The organism is Streptomyces desertarenae, assembly GCF_042681365.1.
Classification (GTDB): domain Bacteria; phylum Actinomycetota; class Actinomycetes; order Streptomycetales; family Streptomycetaceae; genus Streptomyces; species Streptomyces desertarenae.
Genome location: NZ_JBHUFU010000006.1, coordinates 30956 through 47997, shown reverse-complemented (window position 1 = coordinate 47997; position 17042 = coordinate 30956). Strand labels below are relative to the sequence as shown.

Here is a 17042-nt window from a genome sequence, read left to right as displayed (position 1 = left end):
GGGTGTCTGCGTATCTACTTGTTCGCTTGCGTCGCGCGAAGACCGCGAGAGGTGCGAGGCTTCAGGTCGTGCGTCAGCCCTGGCGCTGCTTGTGGCGCAGGTTTTCGCAGATGACCATGACCCGGCCGTGGCGGCGGATCACCTTGCACTTGTCGCAGATCTTCTTGACGCTCGGCTTGACCTTCATGGGATGTGAGGTTCTCCGGGTCAGGCCACCACCCCGCGGGAGGGCGGAGTGAGGGCGAGATCTACTTGTAGCGGTAGACGATCCGCCCGCGCGTCAGGTCGTAGGGAGACAGCTCCACCACGACCCGGTCGTCGGGAAGGATACGGATGTAGTGCATCCGCATCTTGCCGCTGATGTGCGCGAGGACCTGGTGCCCGTTCTGGAGCTCCACCTTGAACATCGCGTTCGGGAGAGACTCGACGACGGTGCCCTCGATCTCGATGGCCCCTTGTTTTTTGGCCATGCTTGAGCGCTTCACCTTCCGGGATCGGCTACCTGGGTCAGCCCGTGGGTGCGCGCAGGCACACATGGACCGACGAGCCAGTCTACGTCACGGCCCGGTGAAACACGAATCGGGGATGTATGCCCAGGACGGAAGATCCTTATGCGGTTCCGAGGCGGCCTCCAGGACGGCGGCACGGCGCCCGGCGCGGGAGGACCGGCGCACCCGCCGCCCGCCCTCAGTCCAGCGGGTCGGGGGCGGTGGTGATCCCGTACTCGGCCAGCTTGGCCCTGCCGCCGTCCGGCGCGGTCAGCACCAGCGGACCCTGCTCCGTGAGCGCCACCGAGTGCTCCCAGTGGCAGGCCCAGGAGCCGTCGTCGGTCTTGACCGTCCACTCGTCCTCCAGGACGTGGGTCCTGGCGGTGCCCAGGCTGACCATCGGCTCGATCGCCAGGCACATGCCCGGCACCAGCTTCGGGCCGCGGCCGCGCCGGCGGTCGACGTAGTTCAGCAGGTGCGGGTCCATGTGCATCTGGCTGCCGATGCCGTGGCCGCCGTAGTCCTCGATGATCCCGTAGCGGCCGGAGGCCGGACGGGGCTGGCGGCGGATGTAGCCCTCGATCGCCTTGGAGACGTCCACCAGCCGGTTGCCCTTGCGCATGGCCGCGATGCCGGCCCACATGGACTCCTCGGTGACCCGGCTCAGCTCGTGCAGCTCGGGCGCGTGGCCCTCGCCGACGAAGACGGTGATCGCCGCGTCGCCGTGCCAGCCGTCGACGATCGCCCCGGCGTCGATGGAGATGATGTCGCCGGACTTTAGGACGGTCTCCCGGTCCGGGATGCCGTGGACGACGACGTCGTTGACCGAGGTGCAGATGTTGCCGGGGAAGCCGCCGTACCCCAGGAAGTTCGGCTTGGCCCCGTGGTCGGCGAGCACCTTCGCGGCGACCTCGTCCAGGTCCTTGGTCGTCGCGCCGGGCACCGCCGCCTTGCGGCACGCCGCGTGCATCGCGGCGACGACCAGCCCGGCCGCGCGCATCTTCGCGATCTGCTCGGGGGTCTTGATCTCCACCATGACGGCCGACGCCTTCCAGCTTGCGCTTCCACGACAACGTTCACCCGGTTCGGCGGCGTGCGCCGCCGGCCACCGGGCCCTGTCCCTACACGATACGGCCGCGGCACCCGTGGGGGCGCCGCGGCCTCACCGCCGTTCCTTCCGGGGCCCGTGCGCCCCGTAACCTCAGCCCTGGGCCGGGGAGGCTCCGGGGCCGCGTCCGAGCGCCTCCATGGCGCGCGCGGTGACCTCCGCCACCTTGCCGAGCGCCGAGATCGTCACGACCAGGCCCTGGGCCTTGTAGTAGTCGATGATCGGCTCGGTCTCGGTGTGGTAGACCTCCAGCCGCTTGCGGACGGTGTCCTCGTGGTCGTCCTCGCGCTGGTAGAGCTCGCCGCCGCAGACGTCGCAGACGCCCTCGGTCCGCGGCGGGCTGTACTGGACGTGGAAGATGTGGCCGCTGTCGTTGCGGCACATCCGCCGTCCGGCGATCCGCTTGACCACCTCGTCCTCGGGGACCTCCAGGTCCAGCACCGCGTCCAGCGTCACGCCGGCCTCGCGCAGGATGTCGTCCAGCGCCTCCGCCTGGGAGAGGTTCCGCGGGAAGCCGTCCAGGAGGAAGCCCCCGGCGGCGTCCGGCTGCTCCATGCGGTCCTTGGCCATCCCGATGGTGACCTCGTCGGGCACGAGCTGCCCCGCCCGCATGTACTCCTGCGCCTTCTGCCCGAGCCGGGTGCCCTGGCTGATGTTGGCGCGGAACAGGTCGCCCGTGGAGATGTGCGGGATGGACAGGTTCTCGGCCAAGTACGCGGCCTGCGTGCCCTTGCCCGCGCCAGGCGGTCCGACGAGGACGATTCGCATCAGCGGAGGAACCCTTCGTAATGGCGCTGCTGAAGCTGGCTCTCGATCTGCTTCACGGTCTCCAGACCGACACCCACGATGATCAGGATGCTGGTCCCGCCGAACGGGAAGTTCTGATCCGCGTTGAACATCACCAGCGCGACGGTGGGCACCATGGCGATCAGACCCAGGTAGAGCGAACCGGGCCACGTGATGCGGTTCAGCACGTAGCTCAGGTACTCGGCGGTGGGGCGACCAGCCCGGATGCCCGGGATGAACCCACCATACTTCTTCATGTTGTCGGCGACTTCTTCGGGGTTGAAGGAGATGGCGACGTAGAAGAAGGCGAAGAAGACGATCAGGACGAAGTACGTGACCAGGTAGATCGGTGCGTCCTGCGCCTGGAGGTTGTTCCTGATCCAGTCCGCCCAACCGGCCTGGGAGTTGCTGAACTGGACGACCAGCGCCGGGATGTACAGCAGCGACGAGGCGAAGATGACGGGGATCACGCCCGCCTGGTTCACCTTCAACGGGATGTAGGTGGAGGTGCCGCCGTAGGAGCGGCGGCCGATCATCCGCTTGGCGTACTGCACCGGGATGCGGCGCTGCGCCTGCTCCACGAAGACCACGAGTGCGACCATCGCCAGACCGCACAGGATCACGATGCCGAACTCGATCCAGCCGCCGGCCAGGTCGCCCTGCTGCTTGATCGCCCACAGGGAGCCGGGGAAGCCCGCCGCGATCGAGACGAACATCAGGATCGACATGCCGTTGCCGATGCCGCGGTCGGTGATCAGCTCGCCCATCCACATGATCAGTGTGGTGCCGGCGGTCATCACGATCACCATGGAGATGGTGGTGAAGATCGAGTCGTCCGGGACGATCTGGTCGCGGACACTGCACTGCGCGAAGAGGCTGCCGCTGCGGGCCGTCGCCACCAGGCCGGTGGCCTGGAGGACGCCGAGCGCCACGGTGAGGTAACGGGTGTACTGCGTGATCTTCGCCTGGCCGGACTGTCCCTCCTTCTTGAGGGCCTCCAGCCTGGGAATGACCACCACCAGCAGCTGCAGGATGATGCTCGCCGTGATGTACGGCATGATCCCGAGCGCGAAGATGGTCAACTGCAGCAGCGCGCCACCGCTGAACATGTTCACCAGGCCGAACAGGTCGGACTGCCCGCCCTGGGCCTCTTTGACGCAAACCTGGACGTTCTGGTAGCTGACTCCCGGAACCGGGACGTGCGCTCCCAGCCGGAAGAGCACCATGATGCCCAGCGTGAACAGCAGCTTCTTGCGGAGGTCGGGCGTCTGGAAAGCCCGAGCGAACGCGCTGAGCACGGTACCTCCTGCGTCTCCCGCATTGCGCGGGAGGTGACGATATGTTGAAGGATCGGATACGTGGGTGGTGGCCTGCTGAGGGCAGACCTCCAGGGAGAGTAACAGCGCTGGCCACCCTACAGGCGACGGCCGTGACACGGAACTACGTACCGGAACTACTCCGACCGTCGGCGTAGCCGGCCGGAGGCCGCCGGGGAGGCCGCCGACCGGACTGTCGGCCCGGGGGGCCGCCGGACGGTGGGAGCGCTCCCTCCGGTGTGTGCCTCCACCGGTCGGCCGGTTCCCTTCGCCGGTGCTCCCCCGGGCGGGACGGCCGTGCGCATTCCGCACCTCCCGCCCCGCCGGGCCCCGCGCCCCGAGGACCGGCCCGGGCGACGGCGGGGAGGGGGCGGGAGGCCGCCGCGGCCGGCTCGTCCCCCGGCTTCCGCTTCGCCCGGCCGCCTTCCGCCGCGGCCCGGAGGGGCCGCCGGAGGACCTCGGGGAGGAACAGGTCGCCGCGGTTCCCGTGTGCTACGGCAGGGACTTCGTCCGAGCGGCCTGGTGGCCGCGGCGCCTCCGGTCCCCTTCCGCTCCGCCGCGCGCGGGGCGCGGGCGCGGCGAAGCCCGAACGCCCTTCCGCACTCCCGGCGGGCGCCACCCGTCCGAGCCCGGCACCGGATGGACGATCGATTCCGACCGCCGCTTTTCGGCCATCGCCGCGCCCTCCCCTCACCTGCGCGCCCCGCTCTCCGGCGGTCCGGGGGCGGGGCGGCCCCGCAGCGAGCCGGAGAGGACGGGTCCCGTCCCGGGGCCGCGCCGCGAGACGGCGCCCCGCCCCGGGCACGGAGCCGGAGAAGGCCGAAGGGCCGGGCGCCCCCCGACGGGGACGCCCGGCCCTTCTCGCTGCGGCCCGCGGGCCGCCTCGATCAGACGAGCTCGGTGACGGTGCCACCGGCCGCGGTGATCTTCTCCTTGGCGGAGCCGGAGACCTTGTCGACGGTCACCTGCAGCGCCACGGAGATCTCCCCGTTGCCCAGGACCTTCACGAGCTGGTTCTTGCGCACCGCACCCTTGGCGACCAGGTCCTCGACGGTGACCTCGCCACCCTCGGGGTACAGGGCCGCCAGCTTGTCCAGGTTGACGACCTGGTACTCGGTGCGGAAGGGGTTCTTGAAGCCCTTCAGCTTGGGCAGCCGCATGTGCAGCGGCATCTGCCCGCCCTCGAAGGCCTCCGGAACCTGGTAGCGGGCCTTGGTGCCCTTGGTGCCACGACCGGCGGTCTTGCCCTTGGACGCCTCACCGCGGCCGACGCGGGTCTTGGCGGTCTTGGCGCCCGGGGCAGGCCGGAGGTTGTGGACCTTCAGCGGCTTCTGCTCCGCCATGTCAGTCGACCTCCTCGACCGTCACGAGGTGGCGGACGGTGTGCACCATGCCGCGGATCTCGGGACGGTCCTCCTTGACGACCGTGTCGTTCACGCGGCGCAGGCCGAGGGAACGCAGGGTGTCGCGGTGGTTCTGCTTGCTGCCGATGTAGGACTTGGTCTGGGTGACCTTCAGGCGAGCCATCAGGCGCTCACCCCAGCCCGGGCCCGCAGCAGAGCGGCGGGGGCCACGTCCTCCAGCGGCAGGCCGCGGCGGGCGGCGATCTCCTCGGGGCGCTGCAGGCCCTTCAGAGCGGCCACCGTGGCGTGCACGATGTTGATGGGGTTCGACGAGCCGAGCGACTTGCTCAGCACGTCGTGGATGCCCGCGCACTCCAGGACGGCGCGCACCGGGCCGCCGGCGATGACACCGGTACCGGGCGAGGCCGGCTTGAGCAGCACGACACCCGCGGCCTCCTCACCCTGGATCGGGTGCGGGATGGTGCCCTGGATCCGGGGGACCTTGAAGAAGTGCTTCTTGGCCTCCTCCACACCCTTGGCGATGGCGGCCGGCACCTCCTTGGCCTTGCCGTAACCGACACCCACGGTGCCGTCACCGTCGCCCACCACGACCAGCGCGGTGAAGCTGAAGCGACGACCACCCTTCACAACCTTGGCGACGCGGTTGATCGCGACGACCCGCTCGACGTACGCGGTCTTCTCGGCGGCCGCGCCACCGTCCCGCCGGTCCCGTCGGTCCCGCCGCTCGCCGCCACCGGCGCCGCCACCGCGGCGCTGGGGTCCAGCCATTGGAATTACCTCTCTCTATGCGTCCGCTTGCGTGGGGACCGGCTCAGAACCTGAGCCCGGCCTCGCGGGCGGCGTCGGCCAGGGCGGCGATCCGCCCGGCGTACTTGTTGCCGCCGCGGTCGAACACGACGGCCTCGATGCCCGCCGCCTTGGCGCGCTCGGCGACCAGGGCGCCGACCTGCTTGGCCAGAGCGGTCTTGTCGCCCTCGCCGCCGCGGATCGAGCTGTCCAGCGTCGACGCCGAGGCGAGCGTGTGGCCCGCGATGTCGTCGATGACCTGCGCCACCATGTGACGGTTGGAGCGCGTCACCACCAGGCGCGGACGCTCGGGCGTGCCCGACACCTTCTTGCGGACGCGGATGTGGCGCCGCTTGACAGCGGCGGCCTTGCGCGCGCTGCCCTTGGCGATCTTCACACCGTATGCCATGGCTTACTTACCAGCCTTTCCGACCTTGCGGCGGATGACCTCGCCCGCGTACTTCACGCCCTTGGCCTTGTACGGGTCGGGCTTGCGCAGCTTGCGGATGTTCGCGGCGACCTCGCCGACCTTCTGCTTGTCGATGCCCTCGACGCTCAGCTTGGTCGGAGACTCCACCTTGAAGGAGATGCCCTCCGGAGCCTTCACCGTGATCGGGTGGCTGTATCCCAGGGAGAACTCCAGGTCGGAGCCCTTGGCCTGGACGCGGTAACCGACACCGCTGATCTCGAGCTGCTTGCTGTAGCCCTGGGTCACGCCAGTGATCATGTTCGCCACCAGCGTGCGGGACAGGCCGTGCAGGGCCTTGTTCCGGTTCTCGTCGTTCGGGCGGGTGACACGGATCGTGCCGTCCTCACCCTTGGCGACCTCGATGGGCGCGGCGACGGTGTGCGAAAGGGTGCCCTTGGGGCCCTTCACGGCGACCGTCCGGCCATCGATGGTGACGTCCACACCGGCGGGAACCTGGATGGGGAGCTTGCCGATACGCGACATGAGCCTTACCTCCGTTCCCTTCCGTTACCAGACGTAGGCGAGGACTTCCCCACCCACGCCCTTCTTCTGAGCCTGCTTGTCGGTGAGGAGCCCGTGGGAGGTGGAGATGATCGCCACGCCCAGGCCGCCGAGCACCTTCGGCAGGTTGGTGGACTTTGCGTAGACCCGCAGACCCGGCTTGCTGATGCGCTTGATGCCGGCGATCGAGCGCTCGCGGTTCGGCCCGAACTTGAGCTCCAGGACGAGGTTCTTGCCCACCTGGGCGTCCTCGACCTTCCAGCCGGTGATGTAGCCCTCCTGCTGGAGGATCTCCGCGATGTGCGACTTGATCTTGCTGTGCGGCATCACGACGGTGTCGTGGTAAGCCGAGTTCGCGTTTCGCAGACGAGTCAGCATGTCTGCGATCGGATCGGTCATGGTCATGTGATGGCCTTCGGCCTCTCTCGCCGGGGTTTCCTGTCTGCTCCGTCCCTCTCCTCCGTCCGCGTCCGGAAGGACACGACGGGGCGGGTGCGGTGCGGGGACCTACGGCGTAGTAAGACGGTCATGGGCGGCGAGCGCCCAACCCACAAGCCTAGGGCACGCGGGGAGGGCGTTCGCCGGCCAGGATGCTCTTACCGAGAGTTCCTTCGGTCCGCTCGCGCGGACTTACCAGGAGCTCTTGGTGACGCCCGGCAGCTCGCCGCGGTGCGCCATCTCACGGAGGCACACACGGCACAGGCCGAACTTGCGGTAGACGGAGTGGGGTCGGCCGCAGCGCTGGCACCGCGTGTACGCGCGGACCGCGAACTTCGGCTTGCGGGCGGCCTTGGCAATCAGAGCCTTCTTCGCCACGGCTCACGCCTCCTTGAAGGGGAATCCGAGGTGACGCAGCAGGGCGCGACCCTCCTCGTCGGTGTTCGCCGTGGTGACCACGGTGATGTCCATGCCCCGGACCCGGTCGATCTTGTCCTGGTCGATCTCGTGGAACATGACCTGCTCCGTGAGACCGAAGGTGTAGTTGCCCCTGCCGTCGAACTGCTTCGGCGACAGACCGCGGAAGTCGCGGATGCGCGGCAGCGCGAGCGACAGCAGGCGGTCCAGGAACTCCCACATCCGGTCACCCCGGAGGGTGACGTGGGCACCGATCGGCTGACCCTCGCGCAGCTTGAACTGCGCGATGGACTTCCGGGCCTTGGTCACGGCCGGCTTCTGGCCGGTGATCGTGGCGAGGTCGCGAATGGCGCCCTCGATCAGCTTGGAGTCGCGGGCGGCCTCGCCCACACCCATGTTGACCACGATCTTGGTGAGACCGGGGATCTGCATGACGTTCTCGTACTTGAACTCGTCACGCAGCTTGCCCACGATCTCCTCGCGGTAGCGCGTCTTCAGACGCGGCTGCACGTTCGTGGCGGTAGTCATCAGATGTCCTCACCGGTCCGCTTGGCAACGCGGATCTTGTTGCCGTCCTCGTCGAAGCGGTAACCGACGCGGGTGACGACCTTCTTGCCGTCCTTCTCCACGACGAGCTGGACATTGCTCACGTGGATGGGGGCCTCGGTCGTCACGATGCCGCCGGTCTTCGAGCCGCGAGCGGTCTGGCCGGCCTTGGTGTGCTTCTTGACCCGGTTGACACCCTCGACCAGGACGCGGTCCTCGCGGGGGAAGGCCGCGATGACCTTGCCCTGCTTGCCCTTGTCCTTGCCGGTGATGACCTGGACCAGGTCGCCCTTCTTGATCTTCATCGGTTACAGCACCTCCGGCGCGAGGGAGATGATCTTCATGAACTTCTTCTCGCGCAGCTCACGGCCCACCGGGCCGAAGATACGGGTGCCGCGGGGGTCGCCGTCGTTCTTCAGAATGACGGCGGCGTTCTCGTCGAAGCGGATGTACGAGCCGTCCGGGCGGCGGCGCTCCTTGACGGTGCGCACGACGACCGCCTTGACGACGTCGCCCTTCTTCACGTTGCCACCGGGGATCGCGTCCTTGACGGTGGCGACGATGACGTCACCGATACCCGCGTAGCGGCGGCCGGAGCCACCGAGAACACGGATGCAAAGGATCTCCTTCGCTCCCGTGTTGTCGGCGACGCGCAGTCGCGACTCCTGCTGGATCACGTCTATCTCCTGATCGTCTGCCGGTTCCCGGTGGGTGCGTGCTGTGCCGCACGCACCTCACCGAGCCTGGCGGAACTCGTCCCGAGGAGGGATCTCGGGGATTACTTGGCCTTCTCGAGGATCTCGACGACGCGCCAGCGCTTCGTCGCGGACAGCGGCCGGGTCTCCATCAGGAGGACGCGGTCGCCGACGCCCGCGGCGTTCTGCTCGTCGTGCGCCTTGAGCTTGTTCGTACGGCGGATGACCTTGCCGTACAGGGCGTGCTTGACGCGGTCCTCGACGGCGACGACAACGGTCTTGTCCATCTTGTCGCTGACGACCAGACCCTCACGGGTCTTACGGAAGCCGCGCTCCTGCTTTGCAGTCTCAGTCACATTCGTCTCGCTCATCAGGCGCTCTCCACCGTCTCGATGCCGAGCTCGCGCTCACGCATCAGGGTGTAGATCCGGGCGATGTCCTTGCGGACGGCCTTCAGCCGGCCGTTGTTCTCCAGCTGTCCGGTCGCCGCCTGGAAACGGAGCTTGAAGAGCTCCTCCTTGGCCTCGCGCAGCTTCACGACGAGCTCGTCGTCGCTCAGCTCGCGCAGCTCGCTCGCCTTGGTACCGGCCGCCATCACGACTCACCTGCCTCGCGCCGCACGATCCGGCACTTCATCGGAAGCTTGTGAGCAGCGCGGGTAAGCGCCTCACGAGCAATCTTCTCGTTCGGGTAGGACAGCTCGAACATCACCCGGCCGGGCTTGACGTTCGCGACCCACCACTCCGGCGAACCCTTACCGGAACCCATGCGGGTCTCGGCGGGCTTCTTGGTCAGCGGACGGTCCGGGTAGATGTTGATCCACACCTTGCCGCCACGCTTGATGTGACGGGTCATGGAGATACGAGCGGCCTCGATCTGCCGGTTCGTCACGTAGGCGCCGGTCACGGCCTGGATGCCGTACTCGCCGAAAGCAACCTCGGTGCCGCCCTTGGCCATGCCCTTGCGCTTCGGGTGGTGCTGCTTGCGGTGCTTGACCCTGCGGGGGATCAGCATGACGGTCAGGCCTCCTTCCCGGCGGAGCCGGTGCTCTCGGCGGCCGGAGCGGCAGCAGCGGTGCCCTCGGCCTTGGGAGCCTCGGTCCGGTCCTGCTGCGGCTTGCGGCCGCGACGCTCGCCGCGGCGCGGACGGTCACTGCCGCGCGACGGGCGGTTGCCGGCGCGGGCGGCGGCGTTCTCGGCGCGGACCTCGGCGATGTTCTTGACGTCGCCCTTGTAGATCCAGACCTTCACACCGATCCGGCCGAAGGTCGTCTTGGCCTCGAAGAAGCCGTAGTCGATGTTGGCACGGAGGGTGTGCAGGGGCACACGGCCCTCGCGGTAGAACTCGGTGCGGGACATCTCGGCGCCGCCGAGGCGGCCACCGCACTGGATCTTGATGCCCTTGGCGCCGGCCTTCATCGTGCTCTGCATCGACTTGCGCATGGCACGGCGGAAGGAGACGCGGGAGGACAGCTGCTCGGCGACGGCCTGGGCCACCAGCTGAGCGTCCGTCTCCGGGTTCTTCACCTCGAGGATGTTGAACTGGATCTGCTTGCCGGTCAGCTTCTCCAGCTGACCGCGGATGCGCTCCGCCTCGGCGCCGCGGCGGCCGATCACGATGCCCGGGCGGGCGGTGTGAACGTCGACGCGGACGCGGTCGCGGGTGCGCTCGATCTCCACCTTGGAGATGCCGGCCCGCTCCATGCCCTGCGTGAGCAGGCGGCGGATCTCGACGTCTTCCTTGACGTAGTCCTTGTAGAGCTTGTCGGCGTACCAGCGGGACTTGAAGTCCGTGGTGATGCCGAGCCGGAACCCGTGCGGGTTGATCTTCTGGCCCATTACCGGGTTCCTTCCTTGCTGCTGACGACCACCGTGATGTGGCTGGTCCGCTTACGGATCCGGTAGGCGCGGCCCTGGGCGCGCGGCCGGAACCGCTTCAGGGTCGGACCCTCGTCGACGTACGCCTCGGAGACGTACAGGCTGTCGACGTCGGTGTGGTCGTAGTTGTGCGCGGCGTTGGCAATGGCGCTGTCCAGCACCTTGCCGACGGGCACGCTCGCGGCCTGCGGGGCGAAACGCAGGACCGCCTGAGCCTCCGTGGCATCCATGCCACGGATGAGGTCCACCACGCGGCGGGCCTTCATGGGCGTGACGCGGATGTACCGCGCCTGGGCCCTGGCTTCCATGGTTGTCCCTTCGGTGTCAGTCATTGGTCTTCGCTTGTTCCGCAGATCAGCGACGACGCGACTTGCGGTCGTCCTTCTCGTGGCCGCGGAAGGTGCGGGTCGGCGCGAACTCGCCGAGCTTGTGGCCGACCATCGACTCGGTGACGAACACCGGGACGTGCTTGCGGCCGTCGTGCACCGCGATCGTGTGGCCCAGCATGGCCGGGACGATCATGGAGCGGCGGGACCAGGTCTTGATGACGTTCTTGGTGCCTGCGTCGTTCTGGGCGTCCACCTTCTTGATCAGGTGGTCGTCGACGAAAGGCCCCTTCTTGAGACTGCGCGGCATCGAAAACCCGCCTCCTAGCGCTTCTTGTTCGTCTTGCGGCGGCGGACGATGTACTTGTTGCTCGCCTTCTTCGGCGAGCGAGTACGTCCTTCCTTCTTGCCCCACGGCGAGACCGGGTGACGACCACCGGAGGTCTTGCCCTCACCACCACCGTGCGGGTGGTCGACGGGGTTCATGACCACACCGCGGACGGTCGGGCGGACGCCCTTCCAGCGCATACGGCCGGCCTTGCCCCAGTTGATGTTCGACTGCTCGGCGTTGCCGACCTCGCCGACGGTGGCGCGGCAGCGGACGTCGACCAGGCGGATCTCACCGGACGGCATGCGCAGGTGGGCCATGCGGCCCTCCTTCGCCAGCAGCTGCACGGAGGCACCCGCGGAGCGGGCGAACTTCGCGCCGCCGCCGGGCCGCAGCTCGATGGCGTGGATGGTCGTACCGACCGGGATGTTGCGCAGCGAGAGGTTGTTGCCCGGCTTGATGTCCGCGCCGGGGCCGTTCTCGATCCGGTCGCCCTGCTTCAGGCCGGCCGGAGCGAGGATGTAGCGCTTCTCGCCGTCGGCGTAGTGCAGCAGCGCGATGCGCGCGGTCCGGTTGGGGTCGTACTCGATGTGCGCGACCTTGGCCGGCACGCCGTCCTTGTCGTGACGACGGAAGTCGATCACGCGGTAGGCGCGCTTGTGGCCACCGCCCTGGTGGCGGACGGTCACACGACCGGCGTTGTTACGGCCGCCCTTGCTGTGCAGGGGGCGGACCAGCGACTTCTCCGGCGTGGACCGCGTGATCTCGACGAAGTCGGCGACACTGGCGCCACGACGGCCCGGAGTCGTCGGCTTGTACTTGCGGATACCCATTTCTCAGTCCTCGTCCGATATCGGACGGCTCGACCTCCGTTAGGAGACCGGGCCGCCGAAGATGTCGATACGGTCGCCCTCGGCGAGGGTCACGATGGCGCGCTTGGTGTCGGCGCGCTTGCCGTAGCCGGTCCGAGTGCGCTTGCGCTTGCCCTGCCGGTTGATCGTGTTGACCCCGGTGACCTTGACCGAGAAGACCGCCTCGACGGCCTGCTTGATCTGGGTCTTGTTGGCGCGCGGGTCGACGATGAACGTGTACTTGTTCTCGTCCAGCAGCGCGTAGCTCTTCTCCGAGACCACCGGGCGGATCAGCACGTCGCGGGGGTCGGTGAAGGTCTTGCTGGTGACGGTCGCCTCACTCATCAGGCGTCGCTCCCTTCGCGCTCGACGGCCTGGCGGCCGGCCACGAAGCTCTCGAAGGCGGCCTGGGTGAAGACCACGTCGTCGGAGACGAGCACGTCGTAGGTGTTCAGCTGGCCCGGCTCCAGGATGTGGACCTGGGGCAGGTTGCGGGCGGAGAGCCACGCGGCCTCGTCGGTCCGCTCGGCGACCAGGAGCACGTTCTTGCGCTCGCTGAGCTTGCCGAACAGCGCCTTGGCGGCCTTGGTGGACGGGGTCTCGCCCTCGATCACGCCGGTGACGACGTGGATGCGGTTGTGGCGCGCCCGGTCGGAGAGGGCACCGCGCAGGGCGGCGGCCTTCATCTTCTTCGGGGTCCGCTGCGAGTAGTCGCGCGGCACGGGACCGTGCACGACGCCACCGCCGGCGAACTGCGGCGCGCGGGTCGAACCCTGGCGGGCGCGGCCGGTGCCCTTCTGGCGGTACGGCTTCTTGCCGCCGCCGCGGACCTCGCCGCGCGTCTTGGTCTTGTGCGTGCCCTGGCGGGCAGCGGCCAGCTGTGCGACGACGACCTGGTGGATCAGCGGAACGCTGACCTGCGCGTCGAAGATCTCCGAGGGGAGCTCGACGGTCCCGGCCTTGTCGCCTGCCGGCGAAAGGATGTCAATGGTGCTCATCGGTTACCTCAGGCCCCCTTGGCCGCGGTACGGACCAGGACGAGGCCGCCGTTCGGACCGGGAACCGCGCCCTTGATGAGCAGCAGGCCCTTCTCCGCGTCAACGGCGTGGACGGTCAGGTTCTGGGTGGTGACCCGCTCGTTGCCCATGCGGCCGGCCATGCGCAGGCCCTTGAACACGCGGCCCGGGGTGGCGCAGCCACCGATGGAGCCGGGGGAGCGGTGCTTGCGCTGCGTGCCGTGACCGGCGCCGAGACCGGCGAAGCCGTGGCGCTTCATGACACCGGCGGTGCCCTTGCCCTTGCTCTTGCCGGTCACGTCGACCTTGACGCCGGCCTCGAACACGTCGGCGCTGACCTCCTGGCCGAGCGTGTACTCGCTGGCGTCAGCGGTACGCAGCTCCACCAGGTGGCGGCGGGGGGTCACGTCGGCCTTGGCGAAGTGGCCCTTGAGGGGCTTGTTCACCTTGCGCGGGTCGATCTCGCCGAAGGCGATCTGGACGGCCTCGTAGCCGTCCTTGTCTGCGGTACGCACCTGGGTGACGACACAGGGGCCGGCCTTGACGACGGTGACCGGGACGACACGGTTGTTCTCGTCCCAGACCTGGGTCATGCCGAGCTTCTCGCCCAGGACACCCTTGATCTGCTTGGTGGTCATCTCTACCGGGCCTCTCAGAGCTTGATCTCGATGTCGACGCCGGCCGGCAGGTCCAGGCGCATCAGCGAGTCAACGGTCTTCGGCGTCGGGTCGAGGATGTCGATCAGGCGCTTGTGGGTACGCATCTCGAAGTGCTCGCGCGAGTCCTTGTACTTGTGCGGCGACCTGATGACGACGTACACGTTCTTCTCAGTGGGCAGCGGCACCGGGCCCGCGACCGACGCACCAGTACGGGTCACCGTCTCGACGATCTTCTTCGCCGAGGTGTCGATGACCTCGTGGTCGTAGGCCTTGAGCCGGATGCGGATCTTCTGTCCCGCCATGGCTACTTCGTGGTCCTGTCTCTCGTCACGCTCTGGGACCCGGCGAGACCTTGCCCTCCTCCGACCCACGCGGTCGGGCGTGTCGCATCCCTGCCACCATGGAGATCCCTGGGATTTCCCTGTCGTGGGGACGCGGCGCGAGGACCGCGGAACCGGGGGAGGAAACCCACCGGGCGCCTGGCTGGTACCCCGCCCACGCTTCCCGGAAGATTCCCGTACTTCCGCCCCTGATGAGGGGCGACGAATACATTGGGACTCGCTTCCGGTCCTCCCGGCGGGAGGCGCGCAGCATCGGCACTCAACCGAGCAACCCGGACAGTCTGCCACACGGGGCCGCGCCGATGCCAATCCGGCCCATGACGGTACCCCGCGGCGGCTCTCCTCAATCACACCGCCCCGGCCACCCGCCGGACCCGGCGCCTCATTGGTCGGATCATCGCCCCGGGCACCGCGCGGTGCCCCTGAGCACCCCTGTGCGATGCCTCTGTGCACGGATGCCTCTCCCTGCGGAGGTCGGACGGTCCTGTGATCCGGGGGTTCCACACCAAAGGGCCGCATCCCCGCACCCTGCGTGCCCGCCGTGGAGCCCTCGGCCCTCGGCCCGTGCAGCGGTCGACGGCTCGGCAAAGAGGCCGAGGCCTGGTTCCGGCGGTACGGCCGGAGCCGGAGCATGACTTCGGGGAGGCGGGCGCCCTTGCCCGGAGATTCAGAAAGAGGCGGCCGAACGCGGGGTCTCCCGTGCTCCCCCGGAGCACGACGGGCCCGCCGTCCGGCGGCCCGAAGCATGGGACGAACGGTTCGGCACCGTCCACCACCACGCAACGGCGAAGGAGCCCTCCTGTGAGACCCCCGCTCCCCCGGCGGACGATCGCCGACTGGCTGCGCGCGGGCGGCTGGTTCCCCGGCCGGGACGAGGCGGACCGCCTCGTCCGGTGGCGGGTGGACGACTCGGCGCGCCGGGGGTTCCCCCTGCGGCCGTCCGAACGGGCCCTGCGTTTCCTGCGGTCGTTCGCACCGCTCGCATTCCCCCTCCCCCTGGCCCCGGAGAGGAGGTTTGTCGCCGACCCGGCCGTGGGGTACGAGGGCGACGCGGAGCAGATCACGGACCTCGCCGAGTACCTCGGGCGGGACCTCTTCCCCGTGGGCCACGAAACCGCCGAGAACGGCCTGGTGCTCGCCGACGACCTCGGCCGGTTCTTCCACCTCCACCACACCGGCCCGTCGTTCCTGGGCACCGGCGAGACGCAGGCGCTGTCGAGCCTGATGACCGGCGACCAGGGCCCGGTGGAGGACCACCGCGCCCCGGAGGCTCCCGATACCGCGGCAGGCGGGGACGCGTAAGGGCACCATGCCCGGCCGGAGCCACGGGAGTGGACGGCGGTGATCAACACGAACCGGATCCCCGCCTCTCGGGTCAGTACACGCGGCGCTCGCCCCTGAGCACCTCGGTGAGGACGGTCGGCGCGCCCGGCGAGAAGAGGTTCTGGATCTGCAGCGTCTCCATCACGTCGAGAGCCATGCCGGCGACACCGACGCCGTTGATCACAGCGTTGACGCACGCTTCGACATCGTCGGGGGTCCCCTCCCCCGGGCGCAGACTCATGCAGATCCTGAACTTCTCGGAGGCATGGACGAAGGACAGGGAGAACAGGAAGAAGACGTACAGCACGAGCGGCGTGTATTCGATGCGATCCCGCTCGACCGCTTTGTCGAATGCCTGGGCGACCAGCAGGGCCGCGTCGAGCACCCCCGGTTCCAGGAGGGCGGCCACCGCCTGTGCGATCCCATGGGCCGAACGGTCGACCCACGACAGGTCGTCGGCCTGGCCCGGGCGCGGGCCGCCGGAAGCCGTCAGCTCCTGGAGGAAGCTGCCGTACTCGACACAGTGCGCGCGCGCCCTCTTGAGGATGTCGACGGCGTAGTTCAGGGCGACGCTGGGGTGGATCTCCTCGGAGCCGGCCCGGTCGAGCGCCGCCTGCCCGTCGAACAGCAGCTCGGCGGCTTCCCTCTCGCGCCGCAGTTCGTCGTGCCTGCTGTCCGGGAGCCCCGCGCCGTACCTCTTCTGGGCGGCCGTCACCTCCGCCCCGAGGTTCTCCCCGATGGACCGCCAGGTGGCGCCCAGGGCCCGCATCTCTGCTACGAGTTCGCGGACGGTCGATTCTGTGGACCTGCGCAGGAGGCGCGCCGCCTTCAGGCAGGCCAGGATTCCGATCCACTCCCGGGTGGGGCGGAAGAGGGAGCGGGGCGTGCCGACGTGCGTGACGAACAGCGTCCGGCGGACGAGCCGGCGTGCGACTCCGGTCTCGCCCCGCTCCTCGCACCACTCCGGGGAGAGGCAGGAGGGACCGGGACGGGAGAGCGTCAGACCGGAGTACGCCTTGTGCGCCGCGCTCTTCCCGATGTCGAGGGCATGGCCGATCACCTTGAAAGGGATCCCGCGGGCGACCGCCTCCGCCGCGATGTTCCTCTCCTGCCTCCTCAGCTCCTCCTCCAGACGAATCGCAGCCCGCAGGTAGCCGGCGCACGCCTCCCGCCGCGAACGCTCCTCCGGCGCTCCCTCCGACGTCCGCTGCGGGGACTCCTGACCGAGCGCCGCCACGCCCTGCCGGGCGTGGAAGTCGTACATGTCCATCGTCAGCACCCAGAGACGGGACGTGCAGGGTGTACCGGCCCAGCCGGCATCGTCGCCTGTGGACAACATGCTCCGACGCTAGCCCCCGCCCCCGTCCGCACGGGCACGGTTCCACTTTTGCTCCACGCTCATCGGGC

27 protein-coding genes and 1 pseudogene are annotated in these 17042 nt (G+C 68.8%); 1 reads left to right on the top strand and 27 read right to left on the bottom strand.

The annotated features are described in order from the left end of the window. Positions 1 to 73: 73 nt before the first annotated feature. The 26 genes and pseudogenes from rpmJ to rpsJ all read right to left on the bottom strand — a co-directional run bounded on the left by rpmJ (position 74) and on the right by rpsJ (position 14273). Positions 74 to 187, bottom strand: coding sequence for a 50S ribosomal protein L36 (gene rpmJ, locus ACFSJS_RS11780; RefSeq protein WP_009740505.1), 114 nt, complete (start codon positions 185 to 187; stop codon positions 74 to 76). A 61-nt stretch (positions 188 to 248) separates the two neighbouring features. Beyond that, positions 249 to 470: a translation initiation factor IF-1 gene (gene infA / locus ACFSJS_RS11775; protein WP_003948620.1), complete on the bottom strand. Its 222-nt coding sequence runs from the start codon at positions 468 to 470 to the stop codon at positions 249 to 251. 217 nt (positions 471 to 687) lie between these two features. Next, positions 688 to 1524, bottom strand: coding sequence for a type I methionyl aminopeptidase (map, locus tag ACFSJS_RS11770; RefSeq protein WP_380899302.1), 837 nt, complete (start codon positions 1522 to 1524; stop codon positions 688 to 690). Between the two features lie 165 nt (positions 1525 to 1689). Further along, on the bottom strand, positions 1690 to 2364 hold the full coding sequence (locus ACFSJS_RS11765; protein ID WP_380899301.1) for an adenylate kinase: 675 nt from the start codon (positions 2362 to 2364) through the stop codon (positions 1690 to 1692). Further along, positions 2364 to 3680 (bottom strand): preprotein translocase subunit SecY, encoded by a 1317-nt coding sequence (secY, locus tag ACFSJS_RS11760; protein WP_380899300.1) that lies wholly within the window; start codon positions 3678 to 3680, stop codon positions 2364 to 2366. Before secY ends, ACFSJS_RS11765 begins: the two co-directional genes overlap by 1 nt. Positions 3681 to 4585: 905 nt before the next feature. Beyond that, positions 4586 to 5041 carry a 50S ribosomal protein L15 gene (gene rplO / locus ACFSJS_RS11755; protein ID WP_155071600.1) on the bottom strand — a complete coding sequence of 152 codons (456 nt, stop codon included), beginning with the start codon at positions 5039 to 5041 and terminating at the stop codon, positions 4586 to 4588. 1 nt (position 5042) lies between these two features. Next, positions 5043 to 5225: a 50S ribosomal protein L30 gene (gene rpmD, locus ACFSJS_RS11750; protein ID WP_380899299.1), complete on the bottom strand. Its 183-nt coding sequence runs from the start codon at positions 5223 to 5225 to the stop codon at positions 5043 to 5045. Further along, positions 5225 to 5830: a 30S ribosomal protein S5 gene (gene rpsE, locus ACFSJS_RS11745; protein WP_279557039.1), complete on the bottom strand. Its 606-nt coding sequence runs from the start codon at positions 5828 to 5830 to the stop codon at positions 5225 to 5227. The genes rpmD and rpsE overlap by 1 nt, the downstream gene beginning before the upstream one ends. A 43-nt stretch (positions 5831 to 5873) precedes the next feature. Continuing rightward, entirely contained in the window at positions 5874 to 6257 is a 384-nt protein-coding gene (gene rplR / locus ACFSJS_RS11740; protein WP_380899298.1) for a 50S ribosomal protein L18, read from the bottom strand. 3 nt (positions 6258 to 6260) lie between these two features. After that, positions 6261 to 6800 (bottom strand): 50S ribosomal protein L6, encoded by a 540-nt coding sequence (gene rplF, locus ACFSJS_RS11735; protein WP_380899297.1) that lies wholly within the window; start codon positions 6798 to 6800, stop codon positions 6261 to 6263. A 24-nt stretch (positions 6801 to 6824) separates the two neighbouring features. Next, positions 6825 to 7223 (bottom strand): 30S ribosomal protein S8, encoded by a 399-nt coding sequence (gene rpsH, locus ACFSJS_RS11730; protein WP_155071596.1) that lies wholly within the window; start codon positions 7221 to 7223, stop codon positions 6825 to 6827. Positions 7224 to 7448: 225 nt separating this feature from the next. After that, positions 7449 to 7634, bottom strand: a complete 186-nt coding sequence (locus tag ACFSJS_RS11725; RefSeq protein ID WP_004571834.1) for a type Z 30S ribosomal protein S14 — start codon at positions 7632 to 7634, stop codon at positions 7449 to 7451. Between the two features lie 3 nt (positions 7635 to 7637). Then, a complete protein-coding gene (gene rplE, locus ACFSJS_RS11720) occupies positions 7638 to 8201 on the bottom strand; it encodes a 50S ribosomal protein L5 (protein WP_380899296.1) in 564 nt (187 codons plus the stop codon). Next, on the bottom strand, positions 8201 to 8524 hold the full coding sequence (gene rplX, locus ACFSJS_RS11715; RefSeq protein ID WP_155071594.1) for a 50S ribosomal protein L24: 324 nt from the start codon (positions 8522 to 8524) through the stop codon (positions 8201 to 8203). Before rplX ends, rplE begins: the two co-directional genes overlap by 1 nt. 3 nt (positions 8525 to 8527) lie before the next feature. Next, the gene (rplN, locus tag ACFSJS_RS11710; protein ID WP_055718836.1) at positions 8528 to 8896 is read right to left on the bottom strand and encodes a 50S ribosomal protein L14; all 369 of its coding nucleotides are present in this window, start codon (positions 8894 to 8896) and stop codon (positions 8528 to 8530) included. Between the two features lie 101 nt (positions 8897 to 8997). Further along, positions 8998 to 9285: a 30S ribosomal protein S17 gene (gene rpsQ / locus ACFSJS_RS11705; protein WP_380899295.1), complete on the bottom strand. Its 288-nt coding sequence runs from the start codon at positions 9283 to 9285 to the stop codon at positions 8998 to 9000. Next, positions 9285 to 9509: a 50S ribosomal protein L29 gene (gene rpmC, locus ACFSJS_RS11700; RefSeq protein WP_155071592.1), complete on the bottom strand. Its 225-nt coding sequence runs from the start codon at positions 9507 to 9509 to the stop codon at positions 9285 to 9287. Before rpmC ends, rpsQ begins: the two co-directional genes overlap by 1 nt. Further along, positions 9509 to 9928, bottom strand: coding sequence for a 50S ribosomal protein L16 (gene rplP, locus ACFSJS_RS11695; protein WP_031510592.1), 420 nt, complete (start codon positions 9926 to 9928; stop codon positions 9509 to 9511). Before rplP ends, rpmC begins: the two co-directional genes overlap by 1 nt. A gap of 5 nt (positions 9929 to 9933) precedes the next feature. Continuing rightward, complete coding sequence (rpsC, locus tag ACFSJS_RS11690; protein ID WP_380899294.1) at positions 9934 to 10752, bottom strand: 30S ribosomal protein S3; 819 nt, start codon at positions 10750 to 10752, stop codon at positions 9934 to 9936. Then, positions 10752 to 11099 (bottom strand): 50S ribosomal protein L22, encoded by a 348-nt coding sequence (gene rplV / locus ACFSJS_RS11685; RefSeq protein WP_159668538.1) that lies wholly within the window; start codon positions 11097 to 11099, stop codon positions 10752 to 10754. The genes rpsC and rplV overlap by 1 nt, the downstream gene beginning before the upstream one ends. A gap of 46 nt (positions 11100 to 11145) precedes the next feature. Continuing rightward, positions 11146 to 11427 carry a 30S ribosomal protein S19 gene (rpsS, locus tag ACFSJS_RS11680; protein WP_093660601.1) on the bottom strand — a complete coding sequence of 94 codons (282 nt, stop codon included), beginning with the start codon at positions 11425 to 11427 and terminating at the stop codon, positions 11146 to 11148. Between the two features lie 14 nt (positions 11428 to 11441). Further along, complete coding sequence (gene rplB / locus ACFSJS_RS11675) at positions 11442 to 12278, bottom strand: 50S ribosomal protein L2 (RefSeq protein ID WP_380899293.1); 837 nt, start codon at positions 12276 to 12278, stop codon at positions 11442 to 11444. A 39-nt stretch (positions 12279 to 12317) separates the two neighbouring features. After that, a pseudogene (rplW, locus tag ACFSJS_RS11670) lies at positions 12318 to 12629 on the bottom strand (50S ribosomal protein L23); the annotation flags it as partial. An 11-nt stretch (positions 12630 to 12640) separates the two neighbouring features. After that, positions 12641 to 13294: a 50S ribosomal protein L4 gene (gene rplD, locus ACFSJS_RS11665; RefSeq protein WP_380899292.1), complete on the bottom strand. Its 654-nt coding sequence runs from the start codon at positions 13292 to 13294 to the stop codon at positions 12641 to 12643. Positions 13295 to 13302: 8 nt separating this feature from the next. Further along, positions 13303 to 13950, bottom strand: a complete 648-nt coding sequence (gene rplC, locus ACFSJS_RS11660) for a 50S ribosomal protein L3 (RefSeq protein ID WP_380899291.1) — start codon at positions 13948 to 13950, stop codon at positions 13303 to 13305. 14 nt (positions 13951 to 13964) lie between these two features. Then, positions 13965 to 14273 carry a 30S ribosomal protein S10 gene (gene rpsJ / locus ACFSJS_RS11655; RefSeq protein ID WP_279557032.1) on the bottom strand — a complete coding sequence of 103 codons (309 nt, stop codon included), beginning with the start codon at positions 14271 to 14273 and terminating at the stop codon, positions 13965 to 13967. 840 nt (positions 14274 to 15113) lie between these two features. On the opposite strand from rpsJ, the gene ACFSJS_RS11650 reads away from it, so the two are divergent. Continuing rightward, complete coding sequence (locus tag ACFSJS_RS11650; protein WP_380899290.1) at positions 15114 to 15614, top strand: SUKH-3 domain-containing protein; 501 nt, start codon at positions 15114 to 15116, stop codon at positions 15612 to 15614. A gap of 73 nt (positions 15615 to 15687) precedes the next feature. Here the strand turns inward: ACFSJS_RS11650 and ACFSJS_RS11645 are convergent, their stop codons facing one another. Continuing rightward, positions 15688 to 16914 carry a hypothetical protein gene (locus ACFSJS_RS11645; protein WP_380899289.1) on the bottom strand — a complete coding sequence of 409 codons (1227 nt, stop codon included), beginning with the start codon at positions 16912 to 16914 and terminating at the stop codon, positions 15688 to 15690. Between the last annotated feature and the right edge of the window lie 128 nt (positions 16915 to 17042).

Coding starts and splice junctions, on each gene's coding strand:
- rplP (WP_031510592.1), bottom strand. CDS start 9,928: ATGCTGATCCCCCGCAGGGTCAAGCACCGCAAGCAGCACCACCCGAAG.
- rpsC (WP_380899294.1), bottom strand. CDS start 10,752: ATGGGCCAGAAGATCAACCCGCACGGGTTCCGGCTCGGCATCACCACG.
- rplV (WP_159668538.1), bottom strand. CDS start 11,099: ATGGAAGCCAGGGCCCAGGCGCGGTACATCCGCGTCACGCCCATGAAG.
- rplO (WP_155071600.1), bottom strand. CDS start 5,041: ATGGCGGAGCAGAAGCCGCTGAAGGTCCACAACCTCCGGCCTGCCCCG.
- rplE (WP_380899296.1), bottom strand. CDS start 8,201: ATGACTACCGCCACGAACGTGCAGCCGCGTCTGAAGACGCGCTACCGC.
- map (WP_380899302.1), bottom strand. CDS start 1,524: ATGGTGGAGATCAAGACCCCCGAGCAGATCGCGAAGATGCGCGCGGCC.
- rplR (WP_380899298.1), bottom strand. CDS start 6,257: ATGGCATACGGTGTGAAGATCGCCAAGGGCAGCGCGCGCAAGGCCGCC.
- rpsH (WP_155071596.1), bottom strand. CDS start 7,223: ATGACCATGACCGATCCGATCGCAGACATGCTGACTCGTCTGCGAAAC.
- rplX (WP_155071594.1), bottom strand. CDS start 8,524: ATGAAGATCAAGAAGGGCGACCTGGTCCAGGTCATCACCGGCAAGGAC.
- rpsJ (WP_279557032.1), bottom strand. CDS start 14,273: ATGGCGGGACAGAAGATCCGCATCCGGCTCAAGGCCTACGACCACGAG.
- rpsQ (WP_380899295.1), bottom strand. CDS start 9,285: ATGAGCGAGACGAATGTGACTGAGACTGCAAAGCAGGAGCGCGGCTTC.
- rplB (WP_380899293.1), bottom strand. CDS start 12,278: ATGGGTATCCGCAAGTACAAGCCGACGACTCCGGGCCGTCGTGGCGCC.
- rplD (WP_380899292.1), bottom strand. CDS start 13,294: ATGAGCACCATTGACATCCTTTCGCCGGCAGGCGACAAGGCCGGGACC.
- rpmD (WP_380899299.1), bottom strand. CDS start 5,225: ATGGCTCGCCTGAAGGTCACCCAGACCAAGTCCTACATCGGCAGCAAG.
- rpsS (WP_093660601.1), bottom strand. CDS start 11,427: ATGCCGCGCAGTCTCAAGAAGGGGCCTTTCGTCGACGACCACCTGATC.
- rpmJ (WP_009740505.1), bottom strand. CDS start 187: ATGAAGGTCAAGCCGAGCGTCAAGAAGATCTGCGACAAGTGCAAGGTG.
- rplF (WP_380899297.1), bottom strand. CDS start 6,800: ATGTCGCGTATCGGCAAGCTCCCCATCCAGGTTCCCGCCGGTGTGGAC.
- infA (WP_003948620.1), bottom strand. CDS start 470: ATGGCCAAAAAACAAGGGGCCATCGAGATCGAGGGCACCGTCGTCGAG.
- rpsE (WP_279557039.1), bottom strand. CDS start 5,830: ATGGCTGGACCCCAGCGCCGCGGTGGCGGCGCCGGTGGCGGCGAGCGG.
- rplC (WP_380899291.1), bottom strand. CDS start 13,950: ATGACCACCAAGCAGATCAAGGGTGTCCTGGGCGAGAAGCTCGGCATG.
- ACFSJS_RS11765 (WP_380899301.1), bottom strand. CDS start 2,364: ATGCGAATCGTCCTCGTCGGACCGCCTGGCGCGGGCAAGGGCACGCAG.
- rpmC (WP_155071592.1), bottom strand. CDS start 9,509: ATGGCGGCCGGTACCAAGGCGAGCGAGCTGCGCGAGCTGAGCGACGAC.